Below are 22,197 nucleotides of genomic sequence, written 5' to 3'. Positions count from 1 at the left end.
TTCCCGAACCACAAACCGCCCGGTCCACCATTCACCGAAGGCAGACGCGTCCTACAGGTTCAGCCGCTCGTAATTCCGCCCCAAATACTCGTCCAGCTTCCGCTTCAACTGCGAGTGCTCCTCTTCCTCCAGCTCCGGGTCGCCGTCCAGCAGGCGGTTCACCTCCTCGGAGACGGATTTCAGGATGTTGGCGTCCGTAAAAATGTCCGCCAGCTTGAATTCCATGTCCCCGCTCTGGCGCATCCCGAAAATATCTCCGGGTCCGCGCAGCTTTAAATCCTCGGAAGCGATGTAAAATCCGTCGTTGGAACGGTTTAAAATATCCAGCCGCTCCAGAGTGCCCTCCTCGTCCGAGCAGTTTACCATGATGCAGTAGGACTGGCTGCTGCCCCGGCCTACCCGCCCGCGAAGCTGATGGAGCTGGGCCAGGCCGAAGCGCTCCGCGTTCTCGATCATCATCACCGTGGCGTTGGGCACGTTGACGCCCACCTCGATCACCGTGGTGGACACCAGCACCTGGATCTCGCCTGCCGCAAACCGCTCCATGATGCGGTTCTTCTCCCTGCCTTTCATTTTCCCGTGAAGGTACTCCACCGTCACCGACGCGGGCAGCTCCTTTCGCAGCTTTTTGGTGTAATCCAGCACGTTCTCCGCCTCGATCATCTCGCTCTCCTCCACCATAGGGCAGATCACGTAGGCCTGGCGGCCCTCCTCCACCTGTCTGGCGATAAAGGAATACGCCTTGGGGCGGTATCCCGTGTTCACCACGCAGTTTTTGATGGGCTGGCGGCCCTGGGGCAGCTCATCGATCACGGAAATGTCCAGGTCGCCGTAGAGGATAATCGCCAGGGTCCGCGGAATGGGTGTGGCGCTCATGACCAGCACGTGGGGATCGCCGCCCTTGCTGCTGAGCAGCTCCCGCTGCCCCACCCCGAAGCGGTGCTGCTCATCCGTGATCACCAGAGCCAGATTGTCGTAGTGAACCTTCTCCTGGATCAGGGCGTGGGTTCCGATCACAATATCCGCCTCATGGCGCTCGATCCGCTCGTAAGCCAGACGTTTCTCCTTTGCGGTCATGGAGCCGGTGACGAGCACCGGCGTTTTCTCAATATGGTACGTCTCAAACAGCTGGGTGATGGACTCGAAATGCTGTCTCGCCAGCACCTCCGTGGGCGCCATCAGCGCCCCCTGGTAGCCGTTGCAGGCCGCCATCAGCAGCGCCAGCACCGCCACAATGGTCTTGCCAGAGCCCACGTCCCCCTGAATCAGCCGGTTCATCACCAGGCCGCCGCTGAGATCCCCAAACACCTCCTGGAGCGTGCGCTCCTGCGCCCCGGTCAGCCGGTAGGGAAGGGCTTCCTTAAAACGCGCCACCTCCTCACAGGATTCCATCACATAGGAGGAGCGCTTGTCGGCCCGCTTTTCCTTCAGCTTGCGCACGCCCACCAGAAAAAGGAAAAACTCGTCGAACACCAGGCGTTTTCTGGCGTAGAGCAGCTCGCTCTGATCCGCGGGGAAATGGATGTGCTCCACCGCGTAGTTGATCTCCGCCAGCTCGTACCGTTTCCGCAGCTCCATGGGCATGTACTCCCGCTCCATCTGCCGCAGCTGCAGCGCCTGGGTCTGAGCCTTCACAATGGCCTTGTTTCCCAGTCCTCTGGTCTGTCCGTAGATGGGCTGCATGGAGTGTACCAGCTCGCCGTAAGCCTGTGGGGTAAACACCTCCGGCTGCTCCATGATCAGGCGGCCCCGCTTTTTTACCACCCGGCCCCGGAACACGTAGATTTCCCCGGGCTTTAGATTGGCCCGCATATAAGGCATATTGTACCAGGAAACCTGCAGGGAGCCGGTGAGGTCCTTCAGCTGCAGGGACACCACCTGCATGTGATTAAAACGCAGCAAGTCGGCATGCTTAACTAATGCCGACTGTACTGCCATAACGCTATTTTCTTTTAACTGTCCGATGGCCACCGGCTCCTCAAAGGCATCGTAGGCCCGGGGATAATAGGCCAGGAGATCCGCCACCGTGTATACGCCCAGCTTCTCAAAGAGCGCGGCCGTCTTATCCCCGATGCCCTTTAAGGAGCTGATTGGTTCCTGATTTAACATAACGCGTCCAACCCCAGCTTGATGCAGCCCATAATCCCCTGATCGTCGTGAAGGCTGGCCGGCACAATGTAGTTGTCCAGGTCCGCCAGCTCCGAGGTGTTTAAGTAACCGCCGATCATCTCCCTCACCTTTTCCCGGATCATGGGGAACAGCTGCTCCTGGTGCATGACGCCGCCGCCCAGAATGATCTTCTGCGGGGACAGGATCATGATGTAGTTCACCAGGGCCTGGGCGATGTAGTAGCTCTCCAGCTCCCAAACCTCGGGACGATCCACCAGCTCCACGGCCTTTTTACCCCAGCGGCGCTCAATGGACGGACCGCTGGCAAAGCCCTCCAGGCAGTTGGGGTGATAGGGGCAGATGCCGCCTTCCGGGTCCTCGGGATGCCGGGCCAACAGAATGTGGCCTCCCTCGGGGTGCAGCATGCCGTGCAGCAGTTTTCCGCCCGCGCAGACGCCCACGCCCACGCCGGTGCCGATGGTTATGTAGATGGCGCTGTCAAGCCCCTTGGCGCAGCCGTAGGTCATCTCCCCCAGACAGGAACCGTTCACATCCGTGTCCAGGCCCATAGGCACGTCCAGCTCTTTTTTCAGAGCCCCCAAAAGGTCAAAGTGGCGCCAGGCCAGCTTGGGTGTGTCCAGAATCCGGCCGTAGGTGGGGGACTGGGGCTTCACATCCACCGGGCCAAAGGCCGCCACCCCCAGGGCTTCTATGTCCTTGTCCTTAAAATAGCGCACGATCTGCTCCACCGTCTCCTCCGGCGTGGTGGTGGGGATGGATACCTGCTCCAGAATTGTCCCGTTTTCATTTCCCAGGGCGCAGACCATCTTGGTGCCGCCCGCCTCCAGTGCTCCGATCAACATATGGCTTCCTCCTTATAATCCAATCTGTCCGCAGGCTGCGCCCGCGGCCCGTCACATTCAACAAAGCTGCCAAACCAAAGGTCCGGCAGCTGCGCTTTTAAAGGTATTAGTTTCTCTTTCTGCCAAGGATCCGCAGGATGTACAGGAACAGGTTGATAAAATCCAGGTACAGCTGAAGCGCGGAGAAAATCGAGGCCTTGGCCGCCATCTCCGGCGCCTGACCGTAATACTCGTAGTACGCTTTGATCTTCTTGGTATCGTAGGCGGTGAACAGCAGGAAGATGAAAATCCCCACTGTGCAGGCGATAGTCTCAAACGCGGACAGGTTGATGAACAGGCTCAGCACCCAGAAGCCGCAGAGGAAAATCAGGCCGCCGGTCATAAAGGGGCGGATTCCGCTGAAATTCACGTTTGCAAAATATCCGATCAGCGCCATCACTCCGAAGAACAGGGAGGTCAGCAGGAATACGGACCAGAGAATCATCAGGTCATACACATAAAAATAAGCGGAAAATACAATGCCGTTTAAGATCGCGTAGACAAAAAACAGCACCCGCGCCGTCACAACGCTCATCTTGCTGATGCGTGCGGACAAAAACAGCACTACGCCCAGCTCTGCAAACAGCAGCACATAAGGCCATGCGGGCACATAGTTCAGCAGGAAAATCGCGCCGGTGAAAACGCCTCCCACCGCCACCGCAAAGGTGACCAACAGGCCTGCAAACATCCAGCCAAAGGTTTTAGCCGTGTAGCGTCCCAGCGATTCGCTGTAAGCACCGGCCTGTGAATAGGACTGGTTCATCATCTCTTCGTTCATAAGATTGTTCTCCTCTTATTTGATTCATTTTAGAATAACAAGAAATTCAGGATGATACCGCCGATCCAGTTGAGCAGCGATATCACCATACCAATGGTTCCCAGAATCACTGCGGACCTGGCAATCCCATATTTGGACGAGTTTCTGGCCCGCTGTCCCAAGGACATGGCGATGCCGGAAAGGATCACGCCCACAATGGGGATCAAAAGCCCAATCGCGATTCCCAGAATGCCCAACACCATCGCCGGCACAGCCGGTCCTGAGTGATCCGGCACCTGCACCACAACGGGCTGGCCCGTCTGGTCCATGCCGTTTTGCGGAATCGGCTGATGGAGCAGGCGCAGCAGCTCCTCCAGGCTTTCGCGGTAAAACTTTTTGGGAAGGCTGCCCACAAACCCTTTGAGCGCGTTCTCCCGGAACAGGCCGACCCAGGCTTCCAGATGCAGGACTCCGTTGATGTAGGAGTATTTCAGAAACCGCGCCATTGCAAAATAGCCGTCTCCCTCCTTCCACACCTGCCCACCCTTGCGCTCCGTCTGCTTAAAGCCGTTCTTCATCAGATAGTCGTTCATCAGAAAATCGACAAAATCCGCCGGCTGGTTCAACACTTCATCGCGCACCCATCTCGCCATCGGCATCCTCCTTCCGTTGTAAAAATGCGTAGCTGCTCAGTACCTTCACAGATACGAACAAAAATACAACATTTGTCTTTGTCAATAAAATATCACATTTTCCAGTATATTACAAGTAAAATCCGGCTTTTTCTTGATTGATCCGCCTCTTACGTTACGGTACACTCTGTTCCCAGTAACACGCTTCGCGATGCACAGAAACGGCAAAAAACGCCGTTTCGCGCCGCTATCCTCGGGTTTTCTGTGACTTCCGCTGCGCTCCACTCACAAAAAACGCCTCGTGGGATATTGCCTGTGAACAGTGACCTCTTACTCCACGGAAATCAGATAATAGTAAATGGGCTGGCCGCCGCACTGCAGCTCGATCTCAGCCTCCGGGAACTGGGCCCTGGCCTGATCCGCCATGCGCTCTGCGTCCTCCTCGCCGATATCGCTTCCATAGTAAATGGTCACCAGCTCGGAATTCTCGTCGATCATGGCCTTTAAGGCCGCCATGGCCGTGCCCTCCACGGACTTACCCACAGCCAGCATGCCGTGATCTCCCAGGCCCATAATATCGCCCTGCTCGATGTCCATGCCGTCGATGTTGGTAGTGCGCACCGCGTAGGTGATCTGAGCCGTCTTGACGCTGCCCATCTCCCGCTCCATATTGGCCACGTTCTCCGCGACGGACAGGTCCGGCATGAAATTCACCAGCGCGGTGATGCCCTGGGGCACTGTCTTTGACGGGATCACGATAATGTTCTTGTCCTCCACCAGGGAGCTGGCCTGCTGGGCGGCCAGAATAATATTCTTGTTGTTGGGAAGGATGAAAATGTTGTCCGCAGAAACCTTGTCGATGGCGTTTAACATATCCTCGGTGCTGGGGTTCATGGTCTGGCCGCCCTCGATCAGGTAGTCCGCGCCGATCCCCTTAAAAATCTCCGAAAGGCCCTCGCCGCAGGAGACTGCGATAAAGCCGTATTTTTTATGTTCCGCGGCAGGCTCCGGCTCTGCGGCCTTCTCCTTCGCCTGAGCCTTCTGCTCCCTCGCCAGCTTCTCGGCGTCCTTGATCAGGCGCTCCTCGTGCTCCTCCCGCATGTTGTCAACCTTCATCCGGGACAGGGAACCAAAGGTCAGGGCCTTCTCAAAGGCCAGACCGGGATGGTTGGTGTGCACGTGCACCTTGACGATCTCGTCGTCGGATACCACCACCAGGGAGTCGCCGATGGACTCCAGGTAGGACTTAAAGGCCTGCTCGTCCCCTTCGCCAAACTCCTTCTCCAGATTGATGATAAACTCCGTGCAGTAGCCGAAACGGATATCCGCAGTGTCGATCTCCGAGCGCTTCACCGCCTCGGTGCGGGAGGGACCCAAGTCCGCCGTCTCCCCAGAAATCTTAAAATCGGACACCTTGCCGGTCAGGCCGTCGAATCCGCCCTTCACCACCTGCATCAGTCCCTGGCCGCCGGAATCCACCACGCCGGCCTGTTTGAGCACCGGTAGCATCTCCGGGGTCTGGCTGAGCACGTAGTCTCCGTGGCGGATCACTTCCTCCACCATCTCCAGAATGTCGTCGGTCTGGGCGGCCAGTTCCATGGCTTTGTCGGCCATTCCCTTGGCCACGGTGAGAATGGTGCCCTCCTTGGGCTTCATCACCGCTTTGTACGCCGTCTCCGTGCCGCGCACCATGGCGTTGGCCAGGGTGGTGGTATCGATGGCGTCCACATTCTTGATCTCCTTTGTAAAACCTCTGAACAGCTGAGAGAGGATTACGCCGGAGTTTCCTCTGGCGCCGCGCAGGGAACCGGAGGAAATGGCTCTGGCCAGATCCTTCATATTGGGATTCTCCAGAGCGGCCACCTCTTTGGCTGCCGCCATAATGGTCAGGCTCATGTTGGTTCCCGTATCGCCGTCCGGTACCGGAAATACGTTCAGTTCATTGATCCACTCTTTCCTGGCCTCAAGCTCCCTGGCAGCCGCCAGAAACGCGCGCTGCAAACTCGCTGCGTCAATACAATTTATACCCACGGGTTGCGTCCTCCTTAATCAATCACTCTCACACCTTCCACGAATACGTTGATCTTCTCAACCTCCATGCCGGTGAATTCTTCTACTTTGTACTTCACGCTCTCGATTAAATTGTCAGCAACCGCCGAGATGCTGACTCCATAGGAAACGATCACATGAAAATCCACGGAAATCCTGTTGTCGTTGATCTGCACATTGATTCCATGAGTCAGGCTTTCACGCTTGAGCAGCTTTACAAGGCCGTCCTTCATGCTCACCGCCGCCATTCCTACAATTCCGAAACACTCTACCGCGGTGGTGCCTGCATACAGAGCTATCACATCCGGGTTGATCTGAATCTCGCCCATCTTATTACTGATTCGTCCCTTCATACACGTGCCTCCAATCTGATTTATGTTTTTTTATGGGCCAATTCACCCGAAAAAGGGCAGTCTTCACCCATAAAGTGATGTGCTATCAAACAGTATACACTATTTTCTACAAAAAAGAAATAAATTTTTGTTTTTCACTTGCAAATTTTCAAAGTTTCTGGTATCATACATTTGTTGTGGATTTTTATGTAAAGATCCAATATGCGTAATTAAGGAGGTGCAAGTATGGCTAAGTGTGCAATCTGCGAAAAGGCAGCTCATTTTGGAAACAGCGTGAGCCATTCTCATAGAAGAGCCAACAAAATGTGGAAAGCGAACGTAAAATCTGTTAAGGTTAAAGTGAATGGCGGAACCCAGAGAATGTACGTTTGTACTTCCTGCTTACGTTCTGGCTTAGTAGAAAGAGCTTAATGGGGAACGGACTTTGGGAGGGACTGCTGTGACGGCGACATGTTTGCCGGGCAGCAGTCTTTTTTTATGCAAAAATGCCGGGCGCGGAAGCGCACTCCCGGCCCGGTTCTCTCTCCTTCTCGTTTTCCTGCCTGTTCCCGGCGTTTTCGTCTCCCCGGGTCGCTTTCCCGGCACCGGCGCAGCCGCCTTGTCCCGATCATCTATACAAATTCTGTTCCGCCCGCCGTCCACCTGCATTTTTACAGGGGCATTCAGCAGCAGAACAGATTATATCCCAGCACCAAGCAGCCCACGATAAACAGGATGGTAAAAATTGTTTCCGGAATAAATAGCAACACCGCCATCCCGGATGCAAAACAAAACAGCATCAGGCCGCATATCCTTCTCATAGCATCCTCCCGTCTGCAAAAAGCTATCGTTTTGTCACCGGCCACAACAGGCCCCCGCCGGGAGCGCTCCTGCGGCCGGTTGTATGTTTCGTAACCGTCCAGACATCCGATGTTGCATACCCATTTTCCCGCCGTCTGAACGGATACTATATTTTATCATATGCGGAAAAAAAATTTTCATTACTGCTTGACATATCGAAAAGTTGTGGTATACTACTATTTGTATGAAATTGGTAAATACATATATGGAAGCATAGCTCAGCCGGGATGAGCGCTCGCCTCACACGCGAGAGGTCAGGAGTTCGAGCCTCCTTGCTTCCACTGAGAGACAATCCTTTTATGGATTGTCTTTTTTGTTTGGATGCAATGGGCTCAGGTGCCGACCACGCTACCCTGCCGCAGCCCGCGGCCAGCGCCGCGGCCGAAGCGCCCTGCAATCCAAAAAACGCCCCGCAGGCAAATCATGTCTGCGGGACGTTTTTTCTCTTACAGGAACAGAGAAAGGAAAAAGTTGTAAGCGGTGGCGGCCAGCACGCTGGCAGGCACTGCCAAAAACAGCAGCCGTGGGAACATCGCATTGCGCTCCTCTTCCGTCGCGCAGGAGCCCAGTACCAGGCTTCCGCCGGAGGAAAACGGCGAGATGGCGGAGCTCTGGGATCCGACCACGATGCAGGTGAACAGGATCATGGGATTGATCCCGGTTCCGGCCGCCAGAGCCGGTACCAGCGGGAACAGGGCCGGACACACCACACCCAGGGTGCTGGAGAAGAAGCTCATGATGGCGCCAATGATGCTGAACGCAATGGGAACCACCCATACCGGCAGATTGGACCCCGCCCAGGTGGACAGCATATCGATGGTGCCCGCCTCGATGGCAACTCCGATCAGCATTCCCACGCCGCAGATCATGATGATGGTGTTCCACGGAATCTTGGCGATCACTTCCTTCTGGGGCGCCAGCTTTAAGAGCAGCGCGATCACGGAGAAGATGATTGCCACCAGGCCCACGTCGATCTTGCCGTTGATGTTGGCGATCACGGCGTTTCCGGGCAGAATGATGTGCAGGATGGGGAAGATTAATACCAGCACGATCATAAGAATGATCAGGCGCAGGTTGGTCTTCTGCTGCTTGGTAAACGGCTCCGGTTTCTCAAAGGTAACGCCCTTTCCGATGTTGCGGTTGCTCTTGGGTATGTAGCGGAACGCAGCAATCAGCAGCAGGGAAAAGATCACGCTGGTGACAAAAATCACGGCGGAATAGTTGAAGGAGACGTCGCTCAGCCCCGCTTCGTCCATCAGGCCCCGGAAAATAATGCCGCTGCCGCTGGTCATGAAGTTTGCGCCGGACAGCGCGCCGCAGTTCACGGCCACCGCGCCCACCAGCTTGTCCATCTTGGCCTCCTCACAGATCAGAAGGGTGATGGGAGCCATAAACGCCATCACCGTGAAGAAACCGGCTCCCAGGGCCGCGATGCCCGCCGCCGCCAGATAGATGGCGAAGGGGAGCAGGCCGGGGAATCTGCGGCAGGCGTACAGCAGATAGCGGGCTGTTTTTTCCAGGGTCCCGTTCACCAGAGCGAAATTGTAGAACAGGGACACGGAAAAGATCACAAACATGGTGCTGACCGGCCAGGTGCCGATCACAGCCTTGGTTTTCATTCCCAGGGCAAAGCAGCCGATCAGATAGGCGAACACGATGGCAAACAGGCCTGTGTTGTATTTGGTCTTGTACCCGATCGCCACGGAAATGGCGATGGAGGCGATAATCAGTGCACTTAACATAGTAGTTTCCCCCTTATTTTCTCATCAGTTCTCAATGCCCAGCAGTCCGGCCGGGATATCGTGGGTCATGTAGCGGACCTGCTCCTCCGGGATGCCGTGATCCAAAAGATACTGCATGTACTCTTCCATGGCCAGCTCCCAGTGGGGATTCTCCACCTGGCCTCCGTCCGTGTCCACCATGACGTTTTTGTAGCCCACGGTCTTTATGATCTCCAGGTTGTCCGGCAGGTTGCTCTTGTACTTGCCTCCGCCCAGATTCTGGGCGTAGCAGCGCTCCAGGATCACGTCGTAATCCTTCACCAGCCGCACCTGGTCCTCCACGCTCATGCCCACCAGCCACCACTCCGGATGGGTCACCACGAGCTTTTTCACACCGGCGTTTCTGGCGGCTTCCACCACGATCTTACACTCCTCCGGGGACACATGGGCCGTGCCAAGCACCCCGTCATAGTCCTTCACCAGGCGGAACACGTCCAGCAGCTCCGGCACCACCCTGCCGTCCCTCACCACCTCCACGCACTTGGAAGTGTCCAGGTGCATTTTCTCCAGATGGTTTTTGGCGGAAGCTGTGGGCAGCCAGACCACCTTGGCTCCCAGCTTGAAGGCCGTCTCAACGGCCGTGGGATTGATCCCGCCGATCACCCGGTTCATGGTCACGCTGCCGAACATGGTAAAGTCGTTGCCACCGTGGTACATCCTCTGATTGTAGGCGTTGCACAAGTAGGCCCGGTCCATGGTCACGCCCTGGTGGGTTTTGATCACAATGGCTCTTGCGCCCACGCGGATCGCTGCATCCGTCAGCTCAAAATCGTCGTAAGCGCGGCGGCGGATGTCCGGATTGGTGTGTACGTGCATGTCAATGACACCTTTTAATGATACTTTTGACATAGGTCTGCATATCCCCCTTTTTATGGTTGAGTAGTTTTGTCGCTTTACCGGTATTCTCCGGTTGTTTTTTCAGCAAATTTATTATATACTGTCTTTGCCATCCTGGAAATGCAGAAATCCTTATAGGGTACATCGGCAAAACCGATGGCAGTTAGGAGACAATCGATGGAATTCCGAGAACTGAACTACCTGATCACAATCGCTGAGGAGCGCAGTATCTCCAAAGCGGCCGAAAAACTGTTTATGGCCCAGTCCAGTCTGAGCCAATCCCTCCAGAGTATGGAGGCGGAGCTGGGCGGAAAGCTGTTCATCCGCACCTCCACGGGCGTCCGCCCCACCCAGGCCGGGGAGATCATGCTGGAGCGGGCCCGGAAAATGCTGGTGGATTACCGGCAGGTGCGGGATATTATACAGGACATGGAGGAGCTGAAGGCCGGACAGGTGGAATTTGGTATCAGCACCTTCCGGGGCAGCTACCTGCTGCCGGGAGCCCTGCGCAGCTTCAAGCGCCTGTATCCCCAGATTCACGTGGAAATCACAGAGGCCAACAGCATGGCCCTGGAACAGCTGCTGATCGAGGGGCGGCTGGATCTGGGGCTTGTGGTGCTGCCGCTGACCAAGCTGAAATCCGACGTGCGTCTGCTCATGAGGGACGAGCTGGTGATTACGGCGGAGGCGGACCACCCGGTGCTGGAATGCGCCAGGGAGACGGTGCGAAATGGCGAGACCGTGCTCTACGTGGAACTGGAGGACACCATGCAGTTCGACTACATACTCAGCGACTACGACACCATCATGGGCGCCATGGCGCGGCGGGAGTTCGCCAGGCGCGGGCTGGTCCCCCGGGTGGTGAACGGCAACCTGACGGCCCCCTTCGCCGCAGCCATGGCCCTGGCCGGTCTGGGACTGTCCTTCACCTACGCCTCCTGCCGGGAGCCGTTAAAGGGGGCCCGCTACCTCTCCATCGGGAAGGAGGGCGTTTTTCTGGACCTGGCCCTGGCTTCCCCGCCCGGCCACTACCGTTCCAAAGCGGCGCTGGCGCTGGAGCGCCAGCTGATCCGGGTGTTAGGCAAAGACAGCGGGACCGGCCGTTAACCCGCCGCAACATGCAAAAAGCGCCGGGCGCAAGGATTTCTCCATTCGCCGGCGCTTATGCCGTATCTGTCTCACTATTTCACATCGATGTGCTCGGCCGTCCCCGTGTCGTACGCGGCCGCCGCGTCCTGGGCCGCCTGGGCGGTCTCCTCGGACACAGGCGGTTTGCCGCCCAGGAACTTGTTGATAAAATCCGGTGCCATATCGATCACCTTGGTGATGGCGTCCTGATTTTTCACATTTACCAGCCGGGTCACGCCGTTCTGGATCACCAGCACCGCGCTGGGGCTCATCTTGGCGCTCATACCGCCTCCGCCGTTCTGTTTCTGCTTCGTCCCTTCCGAAAACGCACCCGCTCCCATGCCGCAGGTCACGTCGATCAGCGGGATAATGGTCACGTCGCCGGCCTGAACCGGCTCCCCCACCACGGTTTTCGTGGTCACAAACTGTTCCAGCCCCTTAAACAGGGTTTCCATTGTGGACGAAAAATGATTATCTGCCATAATATATCCTCTTCTCTCTTATTGGATGCAATGAGCCGCCGGCGAAGCCTGCGGGTAATGATTGAATGTAGTGGGCCACAGGCAACGCCTGGGGGTGATTACTGGATGTAATGGGCCACAGGCAACGCCTGGGGGCGATTACTGGATGTAATGGGCCGCAGGCAACGCCTGGGGGCGATTACCTTCGGAGTTTACGAATCATATTCCATGTATGCTTGTCCCGGTAAACTGCAAAGCACAGCCAAAGCAGGCTTGCCAGCCGGATCCTTCCCCGGATATCCGCCTCCCCGGACAGCACGCTCCCGTCAAATACCGGGTGCAGCTCCAGCACCCGCCCGTACAGCGGGTAAAAGGGGGAAAGAAACGTCAGCACCTGTCCGGTGGTGCTGGGATCGTCAAAGCCGAAGGTCACCTGCGCGTGGCCCTTTCTGGGCAGAACGTGCTTTAACATACGCTTTGCCTGGCGAAGCAGCAGGCGGACGCTGGCTTTGTTTTTCTCATCGCCGACCCACTCCCGGACCGTACCGGCCATTTCTCTCACGCTTTTCAGCTTATCACAGAAAACGCGAAAAGAAAACCGAAGTTTTTGGATGATTCCCTTAATTTTTGCAGTTATCCCGGAAAACAGCCCGGCCTTGGGGGCGGCCTCCGGCTCCGGATTTCCCTGGGACCCGGTCTGGAAATGATCCTTCCCCGCCTTGGCCTCACCAGCTTCTTTCCCTCGCTTCCCGGCCCCTCCGGCACCGTTTTCCAGTATCGTCCCTGTCCCGGACTCAGGCGCCATTCCTGGCTCCGGCGCGGTCTCTGCTCTGACCTCTGGCCTCGTTTCTGGCTTCGGTGAAGTCTCTGTTCCGGTCTCCGGCGCGCTCTCTCTTCCCGCCTTTGACGCCGTTTCCGGCCCACCGATCTCCTGGGCGCTCAGCGCTCCGTACCGCTCCTCGTCGTCCGCCCTCATCTCCTCGTACAGCGCCTGCTCCTCGTCCGAGAGCACCGTCTCAACGGCCTCGTCCGCCTCCTCCCTGCTCTTATCCGAGCGCCAGAGGCAGATCCCGCAGATTCTGACCTTCTGCACCAGTCCCGACTGCCCGTACTCCGCACGGTAGGTCAAAAGGCTGAGCAGCCAGGAAACCCTGGCATAACCCCGGGGCGTTCCGTGATAATCGGCTTTCAGCCGGTAACGCAGGGGCACGAAGAGCACCGCCAGGACCAGCGCAAGAGCGATTGCCAGGATGATCAGAAGCAGAATCCCGATTATTTTTAAGATCATCAGCAGTATATGAACCATTCTACTCTCCCATCTGCTCTTCCATATCCTGCCCGTCCGCCTCCACGCGTTCCATATAAGCGTTCCAGTCAAAGGCTCCGGTAACCCGGTACATGTCGTCCACCATGCGGCGCACCACCTCCCCGGCCTCGCCGTAGCCACAGGCCACGCCCAGCACCAGAAAATCCTCCGACGTCCGCTCCTCCGGCCGGAGTAACATCACCGGACGGATATCAAATAAATGATGCCCATAGCTGGACGGAGTAATCACATAAGTGTCCGACAAAATTTTTTGTTCCCGGATATTCCGCAAAACCGCAGCCCCGCGCTTCGCCGCCCGGTCTCCCATATACAGATGTGTCCACCAGCGCATATCCGCCCTCCGCTTCCGTCTCAACAGCCTTCCCTTTATCCGGCCAGCTCCCGCAGCAGCCGCATGCACACGGCCTTCTCCGCCTCGTCGGCGCAGCTGGCCAGGCAGCCCCTGACATAATCGCGCACTTCCTCCAGCGAGCCGAAAAACACCGGCAGACTGGACAGGACCTTGGCCATCAGCGCTCTGACCACCAGGCGGGAACGCCCTGCAAAGCCCTCCGCCATCCGGCTGTTCAAATCCTCAATGATCCGGTCAAGCTCCGCCCGGTCCACCGGATTCCCGCCCTCCTGCCGGGGTTCCAGCGGCACAAAGGAGCTGCCCGAGAGCAGCAGGCTGATCCTGCGCAGCGTCTCCGCCTGGGGATCCCCCTGCGCCTCCTGCTCCAGAATGTCCATGGGAGAAGAGTACCGCTCCCACTGGTCGCAGCAGACCTCCTGGCGGCCCTCCAGCGGCCGCAAAAGCTCTGCGTCCAGCTCTGCGCCGGTGGAAAATGCCTCCCGCACCGCCCGCAGAACCGCCTGCAGCCGCTCCTCCTCCGCCACGTCCATCACCGCGCCCGTGCGCGAGAGAAACACCACGCAGAGATCGTTGATCAGATCCATGAGCAGCATAAGCTCGCTGGTGTAATCGGTCAGAATCTCTCCCGCTTCCTTCATCTGCTCCGACAAAAGGGAATATTCCGCCTCCGTCATCTGCCTGTAATCCGCGCGCTCAAAGGGCGCCAGCATCCCGGCCAGCTGAGGGAAGGCCAGGGTCATGCCGGCAGGCTGGTTTAACAGCGCCTCGGACCGCAGAATGTAGAGCATGTCCTCCACATTTTTGCGGGGGCTTCCCGCGTAAACCGCCATGCCCTCCCCCACCAGGGCGAAAAACTTCTGTTTGGTCAGCCGGACCGGCAGCTGGCCCACCACCGTCTGAATCCGCTCATTGACCACGGCGGACTCCCCGGTTTCCGTGATATACCGCATAATCCAGGCCAGGCGCTCCTCGTCCGTCTCCCGGTCCCCAGCGGTATCCCCAGCCGGAATAAACCTGCCCTCCAGCCGGTTTAACACATACTCATAAGCCTGGAAGCAGTCCGTGTAGGCGGTAGCCTGCTCCATCCGTTCGATCACCGCCTGACGCAGCCCGTAAAGCTCCTCAAGCGGCTGTTCTCCCCGCAGAAGCCCTTCCAAAAGCGGGTGGAAGCGGCTGCCAAGATCCCGCACCGGCGGTTCCCCCGGCCCGTTCTCCCGCCCGCAGATCTCGTAATACATATCGTAATTCAAAGCCAGGCGGTTGTAGGAATAGCGGCACGCCGCCGTCAACTGCCTGCTCACATTCTGTAACTTCAAATTCTAAGCCTCCTGTCCGGGCAGCTCTTCCCCGCGCCCGTAAGCAAGAATACACCGGCGCGCCAGATCCAGCGCCTTCATCACCGACTGCTCGCGGATTTTGCCGCGATTTCCCTTGAACTGGTAACGTGCAAGACTCACCTGTCCCTTTAACGCGCAGGCCATATACACCAGGCCCACCGGCTTCTCGGCCGTGCCGCCGTCGGGTCCGGCCAGCCCCGTGATGGACACGCACACATCCGTGCCCGCCGCCTTTGCTCCGCCCAGCGCCATCTCCCCCGCCGTCTGGGCGCTGACCGCGCCCCAGGCCGCCAGAGTCTCCTCCCGCACGCCAAGCAGCTTCATCTTAGCCTCGTTGGAGTAGGTGACATACCCTTCCATAAAGACCCGGGACGCCCCGGGAACATTCACCAGCCGGGCGGAAACCATGCCTCCGGTGCAGGATTCCGCGGTGGAAATGGTCAGCCCGTGCCCTGTCAAGAGCCGCACCACCGCCATTTCCAGGGTTTCCCCCTCATCCTCCGTGTAGACCGCGTCGCCCATGCGCCGCTTCACCTCCGCCGCCACCGGCTCCACCAGAGCCGCGGCCTTCCCGGGCTCATCCGCCCGGGCCGTGATGCGCAGATGCACCTCACCCACCTTGGCGTAGGTGGCCAGGGTCGGGTTGGTCTGGCCGTCGATGAGATCGATCAGCTGATCCTCCACCTGACTCTCCCCGTGGCCGCAGATCTTTAAAGTCTTTGACACCAGGCTGGCATTCTCCCTGGTCTCCAGATACGGGAACACCTGCTGCTCAAACATGGGGTACAGCTCGCCGGGCGGTCCGGGCAGCAGAATCGCCGTCTTCCCGTCCTTCTCCAGAATCAGGCCCGGAGCCATGCCGTTGTGGTTGTCCAGCACCCTGGCCCCCCGGGGAACCGTGGTCATCTTCCAGTTGTTGGCCGGAATTTCCCGGTAGATATTGTTGTGGAAAAACTCCTCAATGTGCTGCCGCGTGTGCGGATCCTCCACCAGCTCCATGCCCATAACCTCGGCGCAGACCTCCTTGGTCAAATCGTCCTCCGTGGGCCCCAGGCCGCCGGTGAGAATCACGATGTCCGCGCGGTTCACCGCCGTGGCGACGACCTCCTTCATCCGGCCGTAATTGTCGCCGACTGTCACCTGGTGGTACATGTTAAATCCCAGCATGGCGCATTTTTCCGCCAGATATTGGGTGTTGCTGTTCAGAATATTTCCCATCAGAATTTCCGTTCCCACGGAAACCAGCTCTACCGTCATGTTTACATGCTCCCTTCCGTCAGCACCTTGTGGTTCTTGTAAATATAGTCCGCCAGACTGATCACGGTCAGCGCCACGGCGATCCACAGCACAATGTCCGCCACCAGCTTTAAAGGCTCCAGGTTGAGGATCAGCAGAATCACCGCCGTCATCTGAAACACGGTCTTAAACTTTCCCCAGTAGCTGGCCGCGATGACCACGCCGTTGTCCGAGGCCACCAGGCGGAAGCCGCTGATAATGAACTCCCGGCTGATGATGATAATGACCACCCAGGCAGGAATCTGGCCCAGCTCGATCAGGCAGATCAGGGCGGAGCACACCAGAAGCTTGTCCGCCAGCGGGTCCATAAACTTGCCGAAATTGGTGACCAAATGGTATTTCCGGGCGATCTTGCCGTCCAGCAAATCCGTCAGGCTGGCCACGATAAAGATCACATCCGCCACGATCCGCAGGGTCTGGTTCTCGCCGCCCTGGCACAAAAGAACAGCCACAAAAAACGGTATCATGCAAACGCGCAAAATTGTCAATTTATTGGGCAGATTCATCGTATATCTCTCCTATCAGATCATACTCCGCGGAACCGGTCACCCTGACGCGCACAAAATCCCCGCTCATCAGCTCCACATCCGCATTCACGAAAATCAGTCCGTCCACGCCCGGCGCATCCATATAGGTCCGCCCCACGTAGGCCGGCTCATCCACAACCTTACCCTCGATCAGAACGGTGAGCACCCGGCCCACCATGTCCTCGGATTTCTCAAAGGCGATCTCCTGCTGCAGCTGCATAATCTCGTCCCGGCGCTCCTCCTTGACCTCCTGGGGCACCTGGTCCGGGAACGAGTAAGCCGGCGTGTCCTCCTCCGCCGAGTAGGCGAAAACACCCAGCCGTTCAAATTCCATCTCGTCCACAAAGGTCATAAGCTCCTCGTGGTCCTCCTGGGTCTCCCCGGGAAAACCTGAGATCAGGGTGGTTCGAAGCGCGATATCGGGAATCTCCCGACGGAGCTTTGCGATCATCTCCCGCAGCTGGGCCTGATTGGTCCTGCGCCCCATGCGCCGCAGAATCCTGTCGCTGGCGTGCTGGATGGGGATGTCCAGATAGTGGCAGACCTTTTCCTCCGTCCGGATCGCCTCGATCAGCTCGTCCGTGATCTCCTCCGGATAACAATACTGAAGGCGGATCCACTGGATCCCCGGCACCTTGGCCAGCTCGTGCAGCAGCTTCGGCAGGGTTTTCCCGCCGTAAAGATCCTTCCCGTAGAGCGTGGTCTCCTGGGCCACCAGAATCAGCTCCTTCACCCCCTGTTCGGCCAGCTGTCCGGCCTCCTGCACCAGCTGTTCCATGGGAACGCTGCGGAACGATCCGCGCAGGTAGGGGATAATGCAGTAAGTACAGCGCTTGTCGCAGCCTTCGGCGATCTTTAGATGTGCGTAGTAGCCGCCGGTGGTGACCACCCGGTTCTCTCCGCCGGTGGGCGGCTCGGCCAGATCGTGGAAACAGGACACCGGCGCTGCCTTCTCCCGTCCCAGAATGCCGTTTAACACGTTCACGATCTCATCGCAGGAGGTGGTGCCCAAAATTCCGTCCACCTCGGGAATCTCCTCCAGAATCTCCTCTTTGTAGCGCTGGGCCAGGCAGCCCGCCACCACCAGGGCCCTGCACCGGCCTTCCTCCTTCAGCCGGGCCATCTCCAGGATGGTGTTTACGCTCTCCTCCTTGGCATCTCCGATGAAGCAGCAGGTGTTGATGAGGATGGCGTCGGCCTCTCCCTCGTCGTCCGTGAACGCGTATCCCTCGCTGTTCAAGAGACCCAGCATTTTCTCCGTATCCACCAGGTTCTTGTCGCAGCCCAGGGAAACGCAAAACAGTTTTATTTTTTCCATAAACACTCCTTAACCGTAACCGCCGGCTGACTGCTCAGGCGGTCCATTACCTCCAGCAGCCGCCCGAAGGCTGCGCCGGCGGCTCATTGCATTCAATAGATTAAGCCGTCTGCGGAGACGGCTTATACTTAGTGTTATTTCTGATCGTCCTCCGACACTTCCTCTTCTTCGGGAAGAATCTTCACCTTCTGGTGGTACAGCTCGTCGATGGCGATGGACAGCGGCTTCTTGCCGTTGCTGCCGGCCACCAGGGGCTCTTCCCCGTCGATCAGCTGTCTGGCGCGCTTGGAAGTGGCCACCACGATGGAATAGCGGCTCTGAACCACCGGCTGCTCGCCAAGCTCCACCTCGCTGTTTACGGCATTGATTAAATCGGTGTATGATGGATGTAACATATTACATTCCCCTTTCAAAAATAGAATTCATGGTGATAGAATGGACCGGCCGCAGCGGGTCCCGGTTCTCAGTCGTCCAGATGGTATAATTCCTCGCGCATCTGGTTCAGGAAATCCAGATGGTAGGAAGTCCTGCAGTGCTGCAGCTGGATCAGCTGATGCATCTCCTCCACGCAGGTTTCGATCTCATCGTTGATCAGCAGGTAGTCGTAGGCTTCCATACCGGCTGCCTCCTCGGCGGCCCTTCTGAGCCTGGCGTTGATCACCTCGATGGTCTCCGTCCCACGGCCCACCAGGCGGCTTTTCAGCTCCCTGGCGCTGGGCGGGGTCACAAACAAAAGCAGTGTGTCCGGGAAACGCTTCTTCACCTTCAGCGCTCCCTGGATCTCGATCTCTAAGATCACATCCTTGCCGGAAGCCATCTGCCGCTCCACGTACTCCCTGGGGGTTCCATAGTAATGATTGACATATTGGGCGTATTCAATCAGTTCGCCCTCCGCGATCATCTGCTGGAAACGCTCTTTGTCCACGAAGAAATACTCTCTCCCGTCGAGTTCGCCCTCCCTGGGGCTTCTGGTGGTGGCGGAAATGGACAGCGCATAGTTGTCGTACCGCTTTAGCAGCTCCTTCATCAACGTTCCCTTACCTGCTCCGGAAAAACCGGAGACAACCACTAATATTCCACGCTGGTTCATGGCAGTTCTCCCATCCGTTTTCAAAGTCCTTATTCAATATTCTGTATCTGCTCCCGGACCTTCTCGATCTCGGTCTTTAAGGCGATAGCCTTGTCTGCGATGGCCAGGTCCGTGGACTTGCTCAGAATGGTGTTGGCCTCCCGGTTCATCTCCTGGGCGATGAAGTCCAGCTTGCGTCCAACGCTTCCGCCGGCCAAAAGCTCTGCTCTGGTGGCTTCGATGTGGCTCTTCAAGCGGACCATCTCCTCGTCCACGCAGATCTTGTCCGCGTAGATGGTCACCTCTGCGGCGATGCGGCTCTCATCGATGGCCGCCACTGCCAGAAGCTCCTTCACCTTCTCCTCCAGCTTGGCGCGGTACTCCGCCAGAATCTGGGGGGAACGCTCCCCGATGTAATCCACCAGGCTGTCCATATAATCCAGCTTGCCCAACAGATCGCGCTTTAAGTTCTCGCCTTCGATCTGCCTGGACTCCACAAACTGTTTGGCCGCCTCGCCCAGAGCCTCGGAGAGAATCTCCCACAGGTGCTCCTCGTCGTCCGGCACCTGCTCCATGGTCAGCACCTCGGGGCACCGGGACAGGCCGGAAACGGTCATATCGTTGGCAATGCCGAACTGCTCGGACATTTTCTGAAAATAGTCCATGTACTCGGCGGCCAGAACGGAGTTGTACTTCAGACAGAGGTTTCCCTCCGTGTAATCCTCGTAGTTGATAAACAGATCTACCTTGCCGCGCTGGATATATTCCTTCAGCAGCGTGCGGATCGAAGCCTCAAAATAATTGAATTTCTTGGGCATCTTGATGCTCAAATCCAGGTATCTGTGGTTCACGGCTTTCATTTCGACAGAGATCTTGTACTCGTTGGTCACGTTCTCGCATCTGCCGAAACCAGTCATGCTTTTTAACATTATGACAGCCTCTCTTTCACCTTAGTAGCTCTTCATCCCATGCGTCAGGTCTGATCACATAGTTAGTTTGTATTATAATTCATCTGCCGAATCAAGTCAACTAAGTCTTTCTTATTTTTGTAAACTGTGGTATTCTAATGGTACTGTTCACAGGTAATATCCCGCGAGGCGTTTTTTGTGAGTGGAGCGCAGCGGAAGTCACAGAAAACCCGGGGATAGCGGCGCGAAACGGCGCTTTTTGCCGTTTCTGTGCTTCGCGAAGCGTGTTACTGGGAACGGAGTGAACAGCGACATTCTAATGGTACTGTTCAGTCAGCGGAAATATCTGAAACTTCCGGGCCGTTTTCCGGCCGGGAAGGGGAACCGCCTGCGCTGTTTCATTTTAACGGTTATAGTAGATAGGAGTATACGACAATGGCATTTGACGGAATTACAGTGGCAAATCTGGTAAAAGAGCTGAAGGAAACCGTGGAGGGAGCGCGCATCTCCAAGATCGCGCAGCCGGAGAAGGACGAGCTTTTATTCACCATTAAACATCCCAGGGGCAATGTGCGGCTTCTCCTGTCCGCCAGCGCCAGCCTGCCCCTGGTCTATCTGACCCAGACCAACAAGCCGGGCCCGCTCACCGCCCCCAATTTTTGTATGCTACTCCGCAAGCATATCGGAAGCGCGCGGATCGTGTCCGTGAGCCAGCCCGGTCTGGAGCGCATCATCGAATTTTCCCTGGAACACCTGGATGAGCTGGGAGATCTCTGCCGGAAACGGCTGATCGTGGAGATCATGGGCAAGCACAGCAACATCATCTTCTGCAAGGAGGACGGCACCATCATCGACAGCATCAAGCACGTGTCCGCTCAGGTCAGTTCCGTGCGCGAGGTGCTTCCCGGCCGCAGCTATTTTATCCCCCAGACCATGGCCAAGGAAGATCCCCTGACCGTGGAGGAGTCCGTGTTTAAGGAAGTGCTGACCTCCGCCCCCATGAAGGTGCAGAAAGCCCTGTACAACCATTTTACCGGCATAAGCCCCATCATGGCCGAGGAAATCTGTTATCTGGCCAGCGTAGACGCGGACCTGCCTGCCGCCGACCTCTCGGAGGCGGCGCTGACCCACCTCTACCGCACCTTCACCCTGACGATGGAGGACGTGGCGGAGGGAAATTTCTCCCCCAATATCGTTTACGAGGGCGACACGCCGGTGGAATTCTCCGCCCTGCCCCTGACCTGCTACAGCGACGCGGGGCGTTTTAAGGCCGTGCCCTTCTCCTCAATCAGCCAGGTGCTGGAGCATTACTACAAATCCCGTAGCGACATCACCCGCATCCGCCAGAAATCCTCGGACCTGCGCCGGGTGGTGCAGACGGCCCTGGAGCGCAACTACAAGAAGTACGATCTCCAGCTCAAACAGTTAAAGGACACGGAGAAGCGCGAAAAATACCGGATCTACGGCGAGCTGCTCAACACCTACGGCTACGAGCTTTCCGGCGGCGAGAAGGAATTTCGCTGCCTGAACTATTACACCAACGAGGAAATCACCATCCCCCTGGACCCTCAGCTCTCCGCCAAGGACAACGCCAAAAAGCATTTCGACAAGTACAACAAGCTCAAGCGCACCTACGAGGCCCTGGTGGATCTGACCAAGGAGACCCGGCGCGAGATCGACCATCTGGAATCCATCAGCGCCGCTCTGGACATCGCCCTGAGCGAAAACGATCTGGTTCAGATCAAGGAGGAGCTGATGGAGTACGGCTATGTGAAAAAGCGCCGCGCCGGGGATAAAAAGCCAAAGATCACCAGCAAACCCTTCCACTATATCTCCTCAGACGGCTTCCATCTCTACGTGGGCAAAAACAACTACCAGAACGAAGAGCTGACCTTCAAAGTGGCTGGCGGAGGCGACTGGTGGTTCCATGCCAAGGGAATCCCCGGCTCCCACGTGATCGCCAAAACCGGCGGACGCGAGGACCTGCCGGACCGGCTCTTCGAGGAGGCCGGTGCTCTGGCCGCCTTCTATTCCAAGGGTCGCGACAACGAGAAGGTGGAAATCGACTACATTCAGCGCAAGCACATCAAAAAAGTGGCTGGCGCAGCCCCCGGATTTGTCATCTACCACACCAACTATTCCCTGGTGGCCGAACCCCGCTGTAATCTGCCGGAAGCGGAGGGCTGACCGCCCCGTCCCCCGGGCAGCAAACCC

At 57.4% G+C, this 22,197-nt stretch carries 22 protein-coding genes and 1 tRNA gene; 4 read left to right on the top strand and 19 right to left on the bottom strand.

Annotated features, from left to right (window positions below; all coding sequences use genetic code 11):
* Window positions 1–51 precede the first annotated feature (51 nt).
* The 6 genes from recG to ACK2JC_RS27620 all read right to left on the bottom strand — a co-directional run bounded on the left by recG (window position 52) and on the right by ACK2JC_RS27620 (window position 6,802).
* Complete coding sequence (gene recG / locus ACK2JC_RS27645; RefSeq protein ID WP_092360771.1) at window positions 52–2,109, bottom strand: ATP-dependent DNA helicase RecG; 2,058 nt, start codon at window positions 2,107–2,109, stop codon at window positions 52–54.
* Window positions 2,103–2,972 (bottom strand): ROK family protein, encoded by an 870-nt coding sequence (locus ACK2JC_RS27640; RefSeq protein WP_368271812.1) that lies wholly within the window; start codon window positions 2,970–2,972, stop codon window positions 2,103–2,105. Before ACK2JC_RS27640 ends, recG begins: the two co-directional genes overlap by 7 nt.
* 106 nt (window positions 2,973–3,078) lie before the next feature.
* Complete coding sequence (locus tag ACK2JC_RS27635; protein WP_007711469.1) at window positions 3,079–3,789, bottom strand: Bax inhibitor-1/YccA family protein; 711 nt, start codon at window positions 3,787–3,789, stop codon at window positions 3,079–3,081.
* A 29-nt stretch (window positions 3,790–3,818) separates the two neighbouring features.
* The gene (locus ACK2JC_RS27630) at window positions 3,819–4,421 is read right to left on the bottom strand and encodes a DUF4190 domain-containing protein (protein WP_368271810.1); all 603 of its coding nucleotides are present in this window, start codon (window positions 4,419–4,421) and stop codon (window positions 3,819–3,821) included.
* 309 nt (window positions 4,422–4,730) lie between these two features.
* The gene (locus ACK2JC_RS27625) at window positions 4,731–6,431 is read right to left on the bottom strand and encodes a DAK2 domain-containing protein (protein ID WP_320937037.1); all 1,701 of its coding nucleotides are present in this window, start codon (window positions 6,429–6,431) and stop codon (window positions 4,731–4,733) included.
* A gap of 14 nt (window positions 6,432–6,445) precedes the next feature.
* Window positions 6,446–6,802 carry an Asp23/Gls24 family envelope stress response protein gene (locus ACK2JC_RS27620; RefSeq protein WP_007711476.1) on the bottom strand — a complete coding sequence of 119 codons (357 nt, stop codon included), beginning with the start codon at window positions 6,800–6,802 and terminating at the stop codon, window positions 6,446–6,448.
* 225 nt (window positions 6,803–7,027) lie between these two features.
* Here ACK2JC_RS27620 and rpmB point away from each other — a divergent pair, with 225 nt between their 5' ends.
* Window positions 7,028–7,213 carry a 50S ribosomal protein L28 gene (gene rpmB, locus ACK2JC_RS27615; RefSeq protein ID WP_007711488.1) on the top strand — a complete coding sequence of 62 codons (186 nt, stop codon included), beginning with the start codon at window positions 7,028–7,030 and terminating at the stop codon, window positions 7,211–7,213.
* 251 nt (window positions 7,214–7,464) lie between these two features.
* On the opposite strand, the gene ACK2JC_RS27610 is transcribed toward rpmB, so the two are convergent.
* Window positions 7,465–7,602: a hypothetical protein gene (locus ACK2JC_RS27610; RefSeq protein ID WP_166434425.1), complete on the bottom strand. Its 138-nt coding sequence runs from the start codon at window positions 7,600–7,602 to the stop codon at window positions 7,465–7,467.
* 247 nt (window positions 7,603–7,849) lie between these two features.
* Between ACK2JC_RS27610 and ACK2JC_RS27605 the strand changes: the two genes are divergently transcribed.
* Window positions 7,850–7,923, top strand: a tRNA-Val gene (locus ACK2JC_RS27605).
* A gap of 165 nt (window positions 7,924–8,088) precedes the next feature.
* Here ACK2JC_RS27605 and ACK2JC_RS27600 read toward each other — a convergent pair.
* Together ACK2JC_RS27600 and ACK2JC_RS27595 are read right to left on the bottom strand one after the other, a co-directional pair.
* Entirely contained in the window at window positions 8,089–9,384 is a 1,296-nt protein-coding gene (locus tag ACK2JC_RS27600) for an SLC13 family permease (protein ID WP_092360775.1), read from the bottom strand.
* A gap of 24 nt (window positions 9,385–9,408) precedes the next feature.
* Complete coding sequence (locus ACK2JC_RS27595) at window positions 9,409–10,272, bottom strand: DUF6282 family protein (RefSeq protein WP_092360776.1); 864 nt, start codon at window positions 10,270–10,272, stop codon at window positions 9,409–9,411.
* A 165-nt stretch (window positions 10,273–10,437) separates the two neighbouring features.
* On the opposite strand from ACK2JC_RS27595, the gene ACK2JC_RS27590 reads away from it, so the two are divergent.
* Window positions 10,438–11,367: a LysR family transcriptional regulator gene (locus ACK2JC_RS27590; RefSeq protein WP_320937036.1), complete on the top strand. Its 930-nt coding sequence runs from the start codon at window positions 10,438–10,440 to the stop codon at window positions 11,365–11,367.
* 74 nt (window positions 11,368–11,441) lie between these two features.
* Here the strand turns inward: ACK2JC_RS27590 and ACK2JC_RS27585 are convergent, their stop codons facing one another.
* The 10 genes from ACK2JC_RS27585 to ACK2JC_RS27540 form a co-directional block, all read right to left on the bottom strand.
* Entirely contained in the window at window positions 11,442–11,870 is a 429-nt protein-coding gene (locus ACK2JC_RS27585) for a GerW family sporulation protein (RefSeq protein WP_092360778.1), read from the bottom strand.
* Window positions 11,871–12,048: 178 nt separating this feature from the next.
* Complete coding sequence (locus tag ACK2JC_RS27580; protein WP_320937035.1) at window positions 12,049–13,155, bottom strand: hypothetical protein; 1,107 nt, start codon at window positions 13,153–13,155, stop codon at window positions 12,049–12,051.
* A gap of 1 nt (window position 13,156) precedes the next feature.
* Window positions 13,157–13,483: a hypothetical protein gene (locus tag ACK2JC_RS27575; RefSeq protein ID WP_320937062.1), complete on the bottom strand. Its 327-nt coding sequence runs from the start codon at window positions 13,481–13,483 to the stop codon at window positions 13,157–13,159.
* A 59-nt stretch (window positions 13,484–13,542) separates the two neighbouring features.
* Window positions 13,543–14,844, bottom strand: a complete 1,302-nt coding sequence (locus ACK2JC_RS27570) for a hypothetical protein (protein ID WP_320937034.1) — start codon at window positions 14,842–14,844, stop codon at window positions 13,543–13,545.
* Between the two features lie 3 nt (window positions 14,845–14,847).
* Window positions 14,848–16,122, bottom strand: coding sequence for a competence/damage-inducible protein A (locus ACK2JC_RS27565; protein ID WP_227167462.1), 1,275 nt, complete (start codon window positions 16,120–16,122; stop codon window positions 14,848–14,850).
* A gap of 2 nt (window positions 16,123–16,124) precedes the next feature.
* Complete coding sequence (gene pgsA / locus ACK2JC_RS27560; protein WP_024734770.1) at window positions 16,125–16,667, bottom strand: CDP-diacylglycerol--glycerol-3-phosphate 3-phosphatidyltransferase; 543 nt, start codon at window positions 16,665–16,667, stop codon at window positions 16,125–16,127.
* Window positions 16,651–18,006, bottom strand: a complete 1,356-nt coding sequence (gene rimO / locus ACK2JC_RS27555) for a 30S ribosomal protein S12 methylthiotransferase RimO (protein WP_092360782.1) — start codon at window positions 18,004–18,006, stop codon at window positions 16,651–16,653. The genes pgsA and rimO overlap by 17 nt, the downstream gene beginning before the upstream one ends.
* 134 nt (window positions 18,007–18,140) lie before the next feature.
* On the bottom strand, window positions 18,141–18,401 hold the full coding sequence (gene rpoZ, locus ACK2JC_RS27550) for a DNA-directed RNA polymerase subunit omega (RefSeq protein ID WP_092360783.1): 261 nt from the start codon (window positions 18,399–18,401) through the stop codon (window positions 18,141–18,143).
* 68 nt (window positions 18,402–18,469) lie between these two features.
* On the bottom strand, window positions 18,470–19,096 hold the full coding sequence (gene gmk, locus ACK2JC_RS27545; RefSeq protein WP_092360784.1) for a guanylate kinase: 627 nt from the start codon (window positions 19,094–19,096) through the stop codon (window positions 18,470–18,472).
* A 29-nt stretch (window positions 19,097–19,125) separates the two neighbouring features.
* The gene (locus ACK2JC_RS27540; protein WP_118753990.1) at window positions 19,126–20,004 is read right to left on the bottom strand and encodes a YicC/YloC family endoribonuclease; all 879 of its coding nucleotides are present in this window, start codon (window positions 20,002–20,004) and stop codon (window positions 19,126–19,128) included.
* Between the two features lie 414 nt (window positions 20,005–20,418).
* On the opposite strand from ACK2JC_RS27540, the gene ACK2JC_RS27535 reads away from it, so the two are divergent.
* Window positions 20,419–22,170 carry an NFACT family protein gene (locus tag ACK2JC_RS27535; RefSeq protein WP_320937033.1) on the top strand — a complete coding sequence of 584 codons (1,752 nt, stop codon included), beginning with the start codon at window positions 20,419–20,421 and terminating at the stop codon, window positions 22,168–22,170.
* Window positions 22,171–22,197: the final 27 nt, after the last annotated feature.

Source organism: Enterocloster lavalensis (assembly GCF_046603895.1).
In the GTDB taxonomy this organism is placed as follows: Bacteria; Bacillota; Clostridia; order Lachnospirales; family Lachnospiraceae; genus Enterocloster; species Enterocloster lavalensis.
This window is presented reverse-complemented; position numbering and strand designations above follow the sequence as displayed.